At 55.6% G+C, this 12,835-nt stretch carries 13 protein-coding genes; all 13 read right to left on the bottom strand.

Features of this window, described 5'->3' with window-relative positions; all coding sequences use genetic code 11:
- Positions 1-134 precede the first annotated feature (134 nt).
- Positions 135-2,360, bottom strand: a complete 2,226-nt coding sequence (locus D568_RS0113185; RefSeq protein WP_020210082.1) for an NADP-dependent isocitrate dehydrogenase — start codon at positions 2,358-2,360, stop codon at positions 135-137.
- 237 nt (positions 2,361-2,597) lie between these two features.
- Positions 2,598-2,900, bottom strand: a complete 303-nt coding sequence (locus D568_RS0113180; RefSeq protein WP_020210081.1) for a DUF2288 domain-containing protein — start codon at positions 2,898-2,900, stop codon at positions 2,598-2,600.
- Positions 2,897-3,799, bottom strand: coding sequence for a hydroxymethylglutaryl-CoA lyase (locus D568_RS0113175; protein ID WP_020210080.1), 903 nt, complete (start codon positions 3,797-3,799; stop codon positions 2,897-2,899). The genes D568_RS0113180 and D568_RS0113175 overlap by 4 nt, the downstream gene beginning before the upstream one ends.
- Before the next feature lie 2 nt (positions 3,800-3,801).
- Positions 3,802-4,422, bottom strand: coding sequence for a flavin prenyltransferase UbiX (locus tag D568_RS0113170; RefSeq protein WP_020210079.1), 621 nt, complete (start codon positions 4,420-4,422; stop codon positions 3,802-3,804).
- A gap of 10 nt (positions 4,423-4,432) precedes the next feature.
- Positions 4,433-5,794, bottom strand: a complete 1,362-nt coding sequence (gene mpl / locus D568_RS0113165; RefSeq protein ID WP_020210078.1) for a UDP-N-acetylmuramate:L-alanyl-gamma-D-glutamyl-meso-diaminopimelate ligase — start codon at positions 5,792-5,794, stop codon at positions 4,433-4,435.
- Positions 5,795-5,883: 89 nt separating this feature from the next.
- Positions 5,884-6,195, bottom strand: a complete 312-nt coding sequence (locus tag D568_RS20130) for a hypothetical protein (protein WP_020210077.1) — start codon at positions 6,193-6,195, stop codon at positions 5,884-5,886.
- A gap of 36 nt (positions 6,196-6,231) precedes the next feature.
- The gene (locus D568_RS0113155) at positions 6,232-6,591 is read right to left on the bottom strand and encodes a hypothetical protein (protein WP_020210076.1); all 360 of its coding nucleotides are present in this window, start codon (positions 6,589-6,591) and stop codon (positions 6,232-6,234) included.
- Positions 6,588-8,327, bottom strand: a complete 1,740-nt coding sequence (locus D568_RS0113150) for a S41 family peptidase (RefSeq protein WP_020210075.1) — start codon at positions 8,325-8,327, stop codon at positions 6,588-6,590. Before D568_RS0113150 ends, D568_RS0113155 begins: the two co-directional genes overlap by 4 nt.
- A gap of 87 nt (positions 8,328-8,414) precedes the next feature.
- The gene (ubiB, locus tag D568_RS0113145) at positions 8,415-10,070 is read right to left on the bottom strand and encodes a ubiquinone biosynthesis regulatory protein kinase UbiB (RefSeq protein ID WP_020210074.1); all 1,656 of its coding nucleotides are present in this window, start codon (positions 10,068-10,070) and stop codon (positions 8,415-8,417) included.
- On the bottom strand, positions 10,067-10,660 hold the full coding sequence (locus D568_RS0113140; RefSeq protein ID WP_169334801.1) for a ubiquinone biosynthesis accessory factor UbiJ: 594 nt from the start codon (positions 10,658-10,660) through the stop codon (positions 10,067-10,069). The genes ubiB and D568_RS0113140 overlap by 4 nt, the downstream gene beginning before the upstream one ends.
- Positions 10,661-10,695: 35 nt before the next feature.
- The gene (ubiE, locus tag D568_RS0113135) at positions 10,696-11,445 is read right to left on the bottom strand and encodes a bifunctional demethylmenaquinone methyltransferase/2-methoxy-6-polyprenyl-1,4-benzoquinol methylase UbiE (protein WP_020210072.1); all 750 of its coding nucleotides are present in this window, start codon (positions 11,443-11,445) and stop codon (positions 10,696-10,698) included.
- Between the two features lie 75 nt (positions 11,446-11,520).
- A complete protein-coding gene (locus D568_RS0113130) occupies positions 11,521-11,952 on the bottom strand; it encodes an RDD family protein (protein ID WP_020210071.1) in 432 nt (143 codons plus the stop codon).
- Positions 11,953-11,962: 10 nt separating this feature from the next.
- Complete coding sequence (locus D568_RS0113125; RefSeq protein WP_020210070.1) at positions 11,963-12,790, bottom strand: 23S rRNA (adenine(2030)-N(6))-methyltransferase RlmJ; 828 nt, start codon at positions 12,788-12,790, stop codon at positions 11,963-11,965.
- Positions 12,791-12,835 lie beyond the last annotated feature (45 nt).

Here is a 12,835-nt window from a genome sequence, read left to right as displayed (position 1 = left end):
CAAAGCTTAGAAGTTTGCTGGGTGTAAAAACACCGGAAAAGCTGTGGCTTGTGATTCAAAAAAACGATCAGACAGAAAAAAGCCGGGGCAAGCCCCGGCTTTGTGTAGCACTTACGCTTTATAAAACCGATCGATTAAAGTGCATCGACAATAGCGTTTAAGGTGCTGCTGGCGCGCATAGCCGCCGACGTTTTGGCGTCATCGGTTTTGTAGTAGCCGCCGATGTCTACCGGCTTGCCTTGGGCGCCGTTAAGCTCTGCCATGATTTTATCTTCATTACTGGCCATGTCGCTGGCGACTTTGGCGAAGCGCTCGGCGAGCTCTTTGTCATCGGTCTGACTGGCCAGAGCTTCGGCCCAGTACATGGCGAGATAAAAGTGGCTGCCACGATTGTCGATTTCGCCGACTTTACGGCTGGGCGACTTGTTCTCGTCCAGGAATTTACCTGTGGCTTTGTCCAGCGCCGCGCCCAATACGCTGGCTTTAGTGTTGCCGGTTACTTGGCTGTAGTGCTCAAGAGAGGCTGCCAGTGCAAGGAATTCACCCAGAGAGTCCCAGCGCAGATGGCCCTCTTCAGTGAACTGATCCACGTGCTTGGGTGCAGAGCCGCCGGCGCCGGTTTCGAACAGGCCGCCGCCGTTCATCAACGGTACGATAGAAAGCATCTTGGCGCTGGTGCCCAGCTCCAGAATCGGGAACAGGTCGGTGAGGTAGTCACGCAGTACGTTACCGGTGACGGAGATGGTGTCCTCGCCGTCTTTGGCGCGCTGTAAGGTAACGCGAGTCGCCTCAACCGGAGAAAGAATGCGGATATCCAAGCCTTCGGTGTCGTGCTCTGGCAGGTAGGCTTCTACCTTTTTAATCAGCTCCGCGTCGTGGGCGCGGTTTTTATCCAGCCAGAACACCGCTGGGGTGCCGGTGGCGCGTGCGCGATTAACCGCGAGTTTAACCCAGTCTTTGATGGGGGCGTCTTTCACTTGGCAGGCGCGGAAAATATCGCCTTCTTCTACTGCTTGCTCTAGAAGTACATTGCCGTCGGCATCGATAACACGAACGGTGCCAGCACCCGACATTTCAAAGGTTTTGTCGTGTGAGCCGTATTCTTCTGCTTTTTGGGCCATCAGGCCGACGTTAGGAACACTACCCATGGTGGTGGGATCGAAAGCACCATTTTCTTTGCAGAAGTCGATGGTTTCAGCGTAAACACCGGCGTAGCAGCGATCGGGAATGGTGTACTTGGTGTCGTGCAGCTTGCCGTCTGGGCCCCACATTTGGCCAGAAGAGCGAATTGCGGCGGGCATGGAGGCATCGATAATCACGTCGTTAGGCACGTGCAGGTTGGTGATACCTTTATCGGAGTTCACCATCGCCATTTCAGGGCCGGCAGCCAAAATGGCTTTGATGTCGGCTTCCACTTCGGCGCGCTTGTCGGCGGGCAGTTTTTCAATATTGGCCAGCACATCACCAAAGCCGTAAGTTGGGTCTACGCCCAGCTCTTTGAATTCGGCACTGTATTTCTCGAACAGGTCTTTAAAGAAAACACTGACCGCATGGCCGAAGATGATAGGGTCAGACACCTTCATCATGGTGGCTTTCATGTGCAGCGAGAACAACACGCCCTGTTCTTTGGCATCAGCAATGGCCTCAGCCAGGAAAGCGCGCAGCGACTTGGCGCTCATGACGGCGGCATCGACGATTTCGCCAGCTTGTAAAGCCAGGCCGTCTTTCAGAACTTCTTTGCTGCCATCGGCCTTTTCAAATTCAATCTTTGCGGTCGTAGCGGCAGGCAGGGTCACGGACTTTTCACTACCGAAAAAGTCGCCTTCGCTCATGTGTGCTACATGAGATTTGGAATCTTTTGACCAGGCGCCCATCGAGTGTGGGTTTTTACGCGCGTACTCTTTTACCGAGGCGGGTGCGCGGCGATCTGAGTTGCCCTCACGCAATACGGGGTTAACCGCCGAGCCTTTGACCTTGTCGTAGCGAGCGGCGATGGACTTTTCTTCGTCGGTTTTGGGTTCTGATGGGTAGTCGGGCAGTTTGTAGCCCTGTTGCTGCAGTTCTTTAATGGCCTCTTTCAGCTGAGGGATTGAGGCGCTAATATTTGGCAGCTTAATAATATTGGCTTCTGGCTGCTTGGCCAGTTCGCCCAGCTCGGCCAGGGCGTCGCTCTGGCGCTGCTCGTCGGTCAGATATTCCGGAAATTGGGAAATAATACGACCGGCCAGTGAGATGTCTTTCAGCTCAACTCCAATGCCTGACACTTTGGTATAGGCCTCGATAATCGGGAGGAGCGACTGGGTGGCCAGTGCCGGAGCTTCGTCGGTTTTGGTGTAGATAATCTTTGAATCTGTAGCCATTCTTCTACCTGTGATTGTAAAGAGGGTATCTTCAGAGGCCGGATGAGACCGGGCGGGCCGGAGCAAAGCACCGGGCACAGGTAAAGCGCAATCCCGCGCAGGCTGTTCATCCTCAACTGGCCACTTGTGGCGGCCAATACTCGACAACAAGCCTCTGCATTGGAGGAGGCGGCATTATAGCAGCACACAAGCCGCTTCGCACTGTGCGCGGCCAGTGGTGTGGGGTGAAAGCGAGCTTTAGAGTTTTTCCTGCACCATTACCCAGGGTTTAATAACGACGGCCCAGAGTAGGGCGTCGGCCTCAAACCAGGCCTGGGCTTGTTCGTCACTGACGGGTCCTACCTGCCCTTCGCTCATCCAGTGCTGGATTTGTGTGGCATTGTCTTTGGCCATCTCAGTGGCGACCCGAGTCAAGTCCAGCTCGGGGGCGACAAAAACCGCCCTGCCCCCGGCAAAAAAGCGCTGTAAGTCCCGCCAGGGGATTTGCGCGGTTTCAAGGTTTACTTTGGTTTGCAAAATGTCGTCGTTTTGATTGGTCATGATGTTTTATTCAATAGCGCCACGGCGGCGCGGCTGTTGTTGCGTATATTTAAATGGCGACAAATAGTAGCACCGGCGTGTGCAACTTTAGGTAGGTCGATACCGTGCTCTATACCCAGCCCTTTTAATAGAAAGAGTACGTCTTCGGTGGCAACGTTGCCGGTAGCGCCTTTGGCGTAGGGGCAGCCGCCGAGGCCTGCGACTGAGGAGTCCACCACCGCAATGCCTTGCTGCAAGGCCGTATAAATATTGGTGAGCGCCTGGCCGTAGGTATCGTGCATGTGCACGGCGAGTTTGGTCGGGTCGATTCGCTTGAGCAAAACTCGTAATAACGCTTGCGTGCTGGCGGCGGTGCCGATGCCGATGGTGTCGCCTAGCGAAATTTCATAGCAGCCCATGTTCAGCAGTTCTTGCGCGATTTCCAGGCACAGCTCTGGTGCTACGGCTCCACTGTAGGGGCAGCCAAGAACGCAGGAGATATAACCGCGCAGAGGGATCTTGTGCTCGCGGGCGGCGCTGGCCACCTCGGCAAACTTCGCCAGGCTTTGCTCAATACTGCAGTTCAGATTCTTTTCGCTGAAGGCTTCGCTGGCCGCCGCGAAGATCGCCACCTCGCTGGCGTTTACCTGTCGTGCGCGCTCAAAGCCTTTTAAATTGGGCGTCAGGGCGCTGTATCTAACGCCGGGCTTGCGTTTAAGCTTCGCAAACACCGCCTCGCTGTCGGCCATTTGTGGCACCCACTTAGGGTTTACAAAGGCGCCGGCCTCAATGCGAGTTAGTCCAGCCTCTGCAAGGGCGTGAATCAACTCGAGCTTATGGGCAAGCGCGATGGTACCGGGCTCGTTTTGCAGCCCATCGCGCGGGCCGACTTCAACGATAGAAACTCTTTGCGGGAGCAAGGTTATTCCTCACCCCAGCGGGGCATCAGATCCTGCTCTAATCCCAGTTGATCCAGAATACGAGCGACAACAAAATCGATCAGCTCTTCAATAGTAGCGGGCTGCATGTAAAAGCCGGGGCTTGCCGGTAGTACCACTGCGCCCAGCTGGGTGAGCTTGAGCATGTTTTCCAGGTGGATGGCCGAGTAGGGAGTTTCGCGCGGCACCACAATTAACTGGCGGCGCTCTTTGAGGGCGACGTCCGCCGCGCGCTCAATCAAGTTATTGCTGGCGCCGCTGGCAATGGATGACAGGGTGCCGCCGCTTGCCGGGCAAATCACCATGGATGAGGGAGAGCTGGAGCCTGAGGCCACTGGCGAGAACCAATCGTCACGGCCGAACAGGGTCAGCTGCTCATCACTTGCACCATAACGCTGGCTTAAAAACAGTTGCTGCTGTTCCAGGTCGGTGGGTAAATCCAAGTCTGTCTCGGTGCGGATGACTACCTCGGCTGCGCTGGACAACAGCAGGTACACATTGCAGTCGGCCGCCAGTAAACACTGCAACAAGCGCAGGCCGTACTGAGCACCTGAAGCGCCGGTCATGGCCAGGGTGATGGTGCGGTTTTCACTTGGGCTCGTCATGGTTATTCCGTTACAGGGCGTGTTTGTTCAGTTGCGCTACAAGCTTCTGGTGCAGGCCGCCAAAGCCGCCATTGCTCATAATCACAATGTGGCTGTCCGCCTCGGCAAGGGCCAAGGCGTCGTGCATTAAACTGTCCAGATCACGGTATAGCTTGGCGGGTACCGGTGAGTGGTTGACTACATCGGCCAGATCCCAATCGGTATCTGGCGGTTGATACCAGAGCACATCGTCAGCATCGACGCAGGCGGGTGCCAGGGCGCTTTTGTGCACACCCATACGCATGGTGTTGGAGCGCGGTTCAATGACCGCGATAATTTTGCCGTCCCCTACCTTGGCGCGCAGCCCGGCCAGCGTTGTTTGAATGGCGGTGGGGTGATGTGCAAAATCGTCGTACACCTTGATGCGGTGCACATCGGCTATGCACTCGAGGCGACGCTTTACCCCTTTAAATTCGTGCAGAGCGCGCGCGCTGATTTCCGGGGTAACGCCGACATGGCGCGCGGCGAGCATTGCGGCTAAGGCGTTGCTGACATTGTGCTCGCCGTTTAACTCCCAGTGCACTTCTGCCTCAACCCTTGAGCCGAACAACACCGAAAACTTGGAGCCGTCTGGGTTGATGTTGCGCGTGCTCCATTCGCCCTGCTCGCCCATGGTTTCCGCCTCGCTCCAGCACCCTTGTGTAATCACTTGATTTACCGCTTCGTTATCGGCCGGATAAATAACACGGCCATTGCCGGGCAAGGTACGCATTAAATGATGAAACTGGCGCTGAATATCCGAGAGTGAGGCAAAAATATCCGCGTGATCGAATTCCAAATTATTAATGATTAAGGTGCGCGGCAAGTAGTGGACAAACTTAGAGCGCTTATCGAAAAAGGCGCTGTCGTATTCGTCCGCTTCAATCACAAAAAAAGGCGTGTCTCCTAAACGGGCCGACACGGGAAAATTCTGCGTCACGCCGCCGATCAAAAAGCCGGGGCTCATACCCGCGTATTCTAAAATCCAGGCGAGTAAGCTGGCGGTGGTGGTTTTGCCGTGAGTGCCCGACACCGCCAGTACCCATTTGCCCGGCAGTACGTGCAGGCGCAGCCACTCGGGGCCAGAGGTGTAAGGGATGCCTCGTTTGAGTACGGCCTCGACCGCCGGATTGCCGCGGCTTAAGGCATTACCAATAATGACTAAGTCTGGAGCTGGGTCTAACTGCGCCGGGTCATAGCCGCTGATTAACTCTATACCCGCCTGTTCCAGCTGAGTGCTCATGGGAGGGTAGACGTTCTGATCCGAGCCAGTCACTCGGTGCCCCAGCTCTTTCGCCAAGCAGGCCAGCGAGCCCATAAAGGTGCCACAAATGCCGAGAATATGAATATGCATGCGATGTTTAAACCCGAGAAAAACGTGAGGCGAGCTTAGCACAATGGCCAGAAGTGGGGTACGGCCGGGGCTGCCCGGCCGTTTGCAGGTTAATCGTGTTTTAACTTGTGCTCATCGTTTTTGTGCTTTTCACCCGGGAGGGCATCGGCTGCATGCTCTTTAGCATTTTCAACGCCATCACCGAGCTTCTTTTTGCCGTCGTCTACAGAGTCTTTAACGTTATCTTTGGTTTTGTCGGCGAGTTTTTCGGCGTCGCAGTTACCGCTTACGCCAACCGTGGAATCCAGCGCTGCATTGCGTGCGGCTTTTTTGGCGTCGCACTCTAATATATCCGGTTTAATATCAGCTGAGGTGCCGACGCTGAAAGCGCCTAATACAATCAGTAGTACAGAGCGTTTCATGTCCATCTCCTTTGGGGGCTAGGGTACCAAGTATAGCTAGGGCTTGGCGCAATGGGCGCTTTGTAATACCCACTGGTTGGTTGTTTCTTCGTGTTTCAAAATACAGCGGCCGTTTTCGAGCCAGAGACTAAAGTGGTCTGGTCGGCTCATTGTGAGCCCAGCGCCGCCTTGGTTTTGCAGGTTTTGCGGTGCTGGCGCGTCGATTATCAATCGCGGGCTGTGAGTAAGTGCCTGCGCCGATAAGATAATTTTTGTACCCAGAGCACGCGATATGGTACGGGTGAGTTCCGCGCGGGTTTCTTCACTCGGGGCCAGTAATACGGCGGGTGAGCTGGTGTCGGTTAAGTACTGGCAGGCGGCGAGTAAACTCGCCGCTGCTAACAGTAAAGCCCTCACTGGGGTTGTCTCAAAATACTGTCGCCCATGCCTGGCGGCTGGTAAATAACACCGTCATTGGCACCTGCTTGTCTGGCTTTTTGCAGGCTGGGGGGTTGTCCCTTGGCGCTGGTGCCGGAGGGGCAGCTACCCGTGTTGCGGTAATGCAAGGCCGCCGCCAAACGGGCCTCGGCGGGATCCCCCAAAAGGTGATCTAAGTCGTCTTCTACCACGCAACCCGGTAGCTCCGCTTGATTACTGCTGTTGGCTGCGCCCGGGAAGAAGCCGTCGGCGTAGTCGCCGAAGCCTTTGGCGTTGCTGCCTTTAAACTGGGTTGTGAAGTACGACAAACCGCAGTTATGCACCATGTAGGCACCGTAAGGTTTGCCGCAGGTGGCGCCGCCAATCAAAACGACTTCTACATCAATACCGCGCAAGCCGTTAATCACCGCCTCTGAGGCAGAGCAGGTGTTGCCACCGCTCAGCACGAATACGCGATTTAAATCCAGAGTGGGTAGCGCCTGGCCTGGCATTAATGAAAAGCCCAGCGTTTCGGTATGGAACTCCATCGGTGTGAGATCCGCGCCGGTGAAGGGGTCAACCTCGGTGTGTTTGTCGTTAAATTCGGTAGCGGTAAAGGTTTTTCCCGCAGCCTGGCTGCCGGCAATCATGTAGCCCAGTTCGCTGGCAATATCCAGGTATCCACCGCCGTTATAGCGCATGTCCAGCACCAAGTCGCTGACCCCGGCGGCGCTCAATTCGCTGATGGTGTAAGCCAGTTCAGCTTCGGCGGTGGCAATGTGAGTGTTGAACAACAGGTAGCCCACTTGGCCACTAGGGGTGTCGATGATGGAAGCCTGATTGACGGCCGCGATAGTCACTTCGCTTGCAGTGAGGGTAATGTCTCGGGTCGTGGTGCTGTTTAAATCCTGAACTGTAAAAGTATGGCTTTCGCCCATGGTGCTGGGGAAAAGCCCGGCGTTTAGAGTGTCAATTCCAGCATTGGTATTATCGTTAATCAAATCTACACCGTCGATTGCGAGAATACGCGCACCGCGCTGAAGGTTGGCTGCCGCGGCGGAGGAGCCGGGCTCTGTGTACACGACGACCGCTTCGCGCGGTGGTACGCTGGCAAGCAGGGCCCATTGTACGCCATAGCCAACCGAAACCCCGGATTCCTGGCGAACCATATAAGAGTCGGTTTCGTCGTACCAGTGAAACTGATCTTTGGCGTTGCCCGACGGCGTAACCGCTGTGGTTTTTTGCAAATCAAAATACTCGATAGTGCCGTAAGAGCGCGGGTTTAAATCTTCTACCTCGTCGTACCACAAATAGACCTCATTGGTGAGGGAGCGCAGAAAGGCATTCTCTTCAACGTAGGAGGCTTGCTGATCGGGGTAGGGCTCATTGTTGTAAGGGGCAATCCCCGTTCTGGGAGATGCGCATTGATCCTTGAAATTATCTCGTGGGGGATAAACATCTTTTACCCAAGTGTAACCTTCACTGCTACTGCTACTGCTACTGCTACTGCTACTGCTACTGGACGATGAGCTGCTCGATGACACGGAAGACGAGCTGCTGCTGACAGAGCTTGAGGACTGGCTGGGCGGGGTCACGGTGGGTGAGTCGTCATCGTCGATGCCGTAGTAATCCTGTACCCGATCCAGGGTTGTGCTGTTGCCACCGCCGCCGCAGGCGCTTAAACCGATCAGCGCCGCCGTGGCCAATAAAGCCTTAAAAGTTTGAGGTTTGTTCATCGTCAGCTTATCTCCATGCCGCTTTTATTGCGTTTGTTCTTCCTGCTTAAAGAGTGTCCGATCTTACCAGCCTCTGTTGATCAGTGACTAGCGCCGTATCGCAAGCAGAAGTAATCCTATGCCGCTTAATGCCCAGGCCGCCGCTGGAATATCATCAAACGATATTCCGGAAGCCAGATGTAAGTGTTGCGCCTCTGGCCAAATCAGCGCGACCGCCCCCGCCAGCGAGGCCACAGCGGCCAAGGTCAGGCGTCTGCGGTTGGCGGCGCGATGCTCGCGGCGCTGAGCTTGAGCGCGGTAATCGGCGAGCTCGCCGCGAAGATCATCCAGCTGCTGAACTTGTTGTAAACCGTTAAACACCAGGTGAGGCACTTCGGGGAATTTTTCCATCCACTCGGGGCCGTAGCGTTTTAAGTCTTGCCACAGCGACTTGGGGTGAAAGCGGTTTTTCAGCCAGCGCTCTAAAAACGGATGGGCGGTGGCCCAGAGGTTTAGGTCTGGGTACAGCTGACGCCCGAGCCCCTCGATGTTGAGCAGTGTTTTCTGCAGCAGCACTAGCTGAGGCTGAACTTCCATATTAAAGCGCCGGGCGGTGCGAAACAGATTAAGCAACACGTGACCGAAGGAAATATCCTTTAAGGGCTTTTCAAAAATAGGCTCGCACACGGTGCGCACCGCCGCTTCCAGTTCTTCAATGCGGGTAGACTCTGGCACCCAGCCGCTCTGTACGTGCAGCTCGGCCACCTGACGATAATCGCGGCGAAACATCGCCAGCATATTGCGCGCTAAGTAATATTGGTCGGCCCGGTTTAGCGAGCCCACAATCGCCATGTCAACCGCAATATACTGCGGTTGATCCGGGTGTTCGCGTGACACAAAAATATTGCCCGGGTGCATGTCCGCGTGGAAAAAATTGTGCTCAAACACCTGGGTGAAAAAAATCTCTACGCCGCGTTCGGCGAGTTTTTTCATATCGGTATCTTGCGCTTCTAACTCATCTAGGTTGGTAACAGGAATGCCGGATATGCGCTCTAACACCAGCACTTTGCGGCGGGTGTAATCCCACATAACCTCGGGAATGTACAACAGCGGTGAGTGTGAAAAGTTGCGTCGTAACTGCGAGGCGTTGGCCGCCTCGCGCTGTAAATCCAGTTCATCAAAAATAGTGGTGCGGTAATCCTCAACCACTTCCACGGGGCGCAGGCGTTTGCCGTCGGCGCTGTATTTTTCAACTAAGCGCGCAATCAGCTCCAGCAGTCGGGTGTCTTGCTGAATAATTTTTTCAATGCCGGGGCGAATGGCTTTAACGACTACGTCGCGGCCGTCGTGCAACACGGCGGCGTGTACTTGCGCCACCGAGGCCGACGCCAGTGGCTCGCGGTCAAAGTGTTTAAAAACATTGTCGACATTGTCGCCTAACGATTCCTCAACCAGCTGGCAGAATTTTTCTTTAGCAAACGGCGGCACCCGGTCTTGCAGGGCGCTGAGTTCGGCAATGATATCCGGCGGCATAAGGTCGGGGCGGGTTGAAAGCAATTGGCCGAATTTAATAAAAATGGGCCCCAGGGACTCCATTGCCAGGCGCAGCCTTTCGCCGCGTGTGAGTTTGCCTGCGGGTATCAGGGCCAAGGGCGCAAACAGCACTCGCAGCCACCAGGGCAGGTTGGTGCGCGGCAGGAGTAAATCAAGGCGGTAACGGGCGAACGTGGCCAGAATGGTAAAAAGTCGCAACACACTGGTCATGGGGTAGAGGAGTCCTTGCTATGGCTGGAAAGCAGCCGGTTGATGCGCGCTTCAAGTCGGTCGAGCGCCTGGCCGGTCTGCTTTATATCGTCGCAAAACAGGTCGAATTCGTTGTGGCCTAACGCTTGCGCGCCTTCTTCGGTCAGGTATTCGCCGCCTAGCTGTCCGGCATGTGTGGCACGCTCGCGGCTCCAGCCAGCGGCGCGTCGCACCTGTTTGGCAATAATGTGAGCGGGTAGCGTGCCAATGGCGTCGGCCAGAGCCATTTCCCAGTCGATATCGAGAGTTTGCAACAGTGTTTTCAGTTCGGCTAATAACTGCGGCGAGCCTTCCAGGGTAACCCCTGTGCCGTAAAGGCTGGTGCTGTCACTGGTCAGGAGTTTGGCCAGATCCAGCGCGTTGCCCGAGAGACGGCAGCTAACGTCGCCATCGTAGCTCTGCTGAATCCGCACGGGGTCGTCCAGCAGGATGTAGAGATGTACTTCCGGCGCGCGTACGTGAAGGGCCAGAACCTGGCCGCTCAATGAGCGCAATCGGGCGCGGCTGCCTGGGTCGTACTTGAGTGCGTGCGCAGCGGCTTTTTCTGTCACACTTGCCAGCGCGGCGATGGCGGTGGCATCCAGCATCAGGGCTTGATTCCGCTGTGCAGCGCGACCACACCGCCGGTCATGTTCTGGTAGTCGGTGAGGACGAAACCGGCGTTGTCCATCATGCCTTGCAAGGTTTTTTGATCCGGGTGCATGCGAATGGATTCGGCCAAGTAGCGGTAGCTGTCAGCGTCGCCGGTTACCCACTTGCCCATATTGGGCAGGATTTTAAACGAGTAAGCGTCGTAGGCTTTTTCCAGCAGTGGGTTGATGGGCTTGGAGAATTCCAGCACCAGTAGTTTGCCGCCCGGCTTTAGCACGCGCAGCATGGAGCTTAGCGCGAGGTCTTTATCGGTCACGTTGCGCAGGCCAAACGCGATGGTGATGCAATCGAAGGTATTATCGGCAAAGGGCAAAAACTGGGCGTCGGCCTGGGCGACTGTAAGATTGCCCGCCACGCCTTTGTCGAGGAGTTTATCGCGGCCGACCTTGAGCATTGAGTCGTTAATATCCGCCAGCACTACCAGGCCATCGGCGCCCACCTGGCGAGAAAACTGGTAGGACAAATCGCCGGTGCCGCCGGCAATATCCAGCACTTTCTGCCCGGCTCGCACGGCCGCCTTTTCAATGGTCAGGCGCTTCCATAAACGGTGCACACCGCCGGACATTAAATCGTTCATTAAATCGTATTTGCCCGCTACCGAGTGAAAGACCCCGGCGACGCGCTCGGCTTTTTTCTCGACGTCAACTTCTTCAAAACCGAAGTGGGTGGTTTTTTTGTCGCTCATAGCAGGCCTTTATTGCAGCGTAAAATCATGCGGCGGAAAATGGTGGCCACATTGTACATTGATGCCGTGGGTGCGTCAGCGGCGGCGGTCGATAACCACGGTGCCGGCCAGTTTGTCGTGCCAGCCCTGTTTGCGGCTATCCAGGGCAATCCAGATAAACCCGAGAAACAGCAGTAGACCCGAAATGTAATAACTCAAATAGCGAATCAGCAATTGCCATGGGGTGGGCGGTTGCAGGGTTTCGGCATCGACGATCACCGCGCCCACCAGCATTTTCCCAGGCGTAGCTGACTTAATCAGCCAGAACAGCAAAGTGAAGGCGGCGGGGAGTCCGTAGTTCATCCAGAAGTTTTCGGCGCCTGCCATCAGCATGGCAAGCCAGTCGCCGCTGTGACGGTATAGCCCCATGGTGATGGCTATCAACAGTGGCAGAATAACCAATGAATCGATCAAAAAGGCGAGAAAGCGTCGCCAGAATCCCACGTAGTGAGGGTGCTGCTGGGCCATGTCAGGACTCCTACTCTTTTAACTGCTCAATCCGAAATTGGGGGGTCGCACTCAGTTGCCCGGCCAGCCAGGGCAGGGCGGTTTCCATTTGCTCGCGCAGTGTCCAGGGCGCGTTTACGGCGATCATACCGCTGGCCGTCATACCCTGGCCATGGCTGTCAGGGCTTATGCCCAGTTCAAACAATTGGACGTTGGCAAGCTCGCTGCCGCGTAATTGTTTTTCGAGGCTATTGATGTAGCCTCTGTCCACCACTGGGTACCAGAGCAAAAAGCAGCCGGTGGCCATGCGTTTGTAGGCTTGTATCAGTGCGTCTACCACCAGACGGTAGTCGCTTTTAATTTCGTAGCTCGGGTCAATCAGTACCAGCGCGCGGCGGGTGGGCGAGGGCAGCAGCCGCTTGAGCCCGGTAAAACCGTCGGTATCACTCACGTGAATACGCTTGCTCTGTTTGAATCGGTTGTGCAGTAAGCGGTAGTCGCTGCTGTGCAATTCGAAAAAGTAGGCTTCATCTTGTGGACGCAGTAAGTTCGCTGCCAGTTGTGGCGAGCCTGGGTAGTACTTTAAGCCCTGCCGGTTGAAGGCGCGAATGGCTTTGAGGTAGTAATCCACCACGGGCGGCGCACTGCTCGCTGTGTAAATACGTGCAATTCCTTCATTGTATTCGGCATTTTTTACCTCGGTACTGGTCAAGGTATAGGCGCCCGCACCGCTGTGGGTGTCGATCAGACGCAGGCCAGTATCTTTGCGCTGGAGGTAGCCCAGGCAGTTAAGGTAAACGCAATGCTTGAGAATGTCGGCGTGATTACCGGCGTGGAAACTGTGGCGGTAGCTGAGCATGGTGAGGAAGGCCTTAAGACTGAGCGGCGATTATAGACCGAAACG

Source organism: Gilvimarinus chinensis DSM 19667 (genome assembly GCF_000377745.1).
GTDB lineage: Bacteria > Pseudomonadota > Gammaproteobacteria > Pseudomonadales > Cellvibrionaceae > Gilvimarinus > Gilvimarinus chinensis.
The sequence above is the reverse complement of the archived record's forward strand: the minus strand, read 5'-3'. Positions and strand labels throughout refer to the sequence as shown.

Bases quoted from the DNA above. Each gene is read 5' to 3' on its own strand.
- D568_RS0113125 (WP_020210070.1), bottom strand. From the start codon at position 12,790: ATGCTCAGCTACCGCCACAGTTTCCACGCCGGTAATCACGCCGACATT.
- mpl (WP_020210078.1), bottom strand. From the start codon at position 5,794: ATGCATATTCATATTCTCGGCATTTGTGGCACCTTTATGGGCTCGCTG.
- D568_RS0113180 (WP_020210081.1), bottom strand. From the start codon at position 2,900: ATGACCAATCAAAACGACGACATTTTGCAAACCAAAGTAAACCTTGAA.
- D568_RS0113185 (WP_020210082.1), bottom strand. From the start codon at position 2,360: ATGGCTACAGATTCAAAGATTATCTACACCAAAACCGACGAAGCTCCG.
- D568_RS0113130 (WP_020210071.1), bottom strand. From the start codon at position 11,952: ATGGCCCAGCAGCACCCTCACTACGTGGGATTCTGGCGACGCTTTCTC.
- ubiE (WP_020210072.1), bottom strand. From the start codon at position 11,445: ATGAGCGACAAAAAAACCACCCACTTCGGTTTTGAAGAAGTTGACGTC.
- ubiB (WP_020210074.1), bottom strand. From the start codon at position 10,070: ATGACCAGTGTGTTGCGACTTTTTACCATTCTGGCCACGTTCGCCCGT.
- D568_RS0113150 (WP_020210075.1), bottom strand. From the start codon at position 8,327: ATGAACAAACCTCAAACTTTTAAGGCTTTATTGGCCACGGCGGCGCTG.
- D568_RS0113170 (WP_020210079.1), bottom strand. From the start codon at position 4,422: ATGACGAGCCCAAGTGAAAACCGCACCATCACCCTGGCCATGACCGGC.
- D568_RS20130 (WP_020210077.1), bottom strand. From the start codon at position 6,195: ATGAAACGCTCTGTACTACTGATTGTATTAGGCGCTTTCAGCGTCGGC.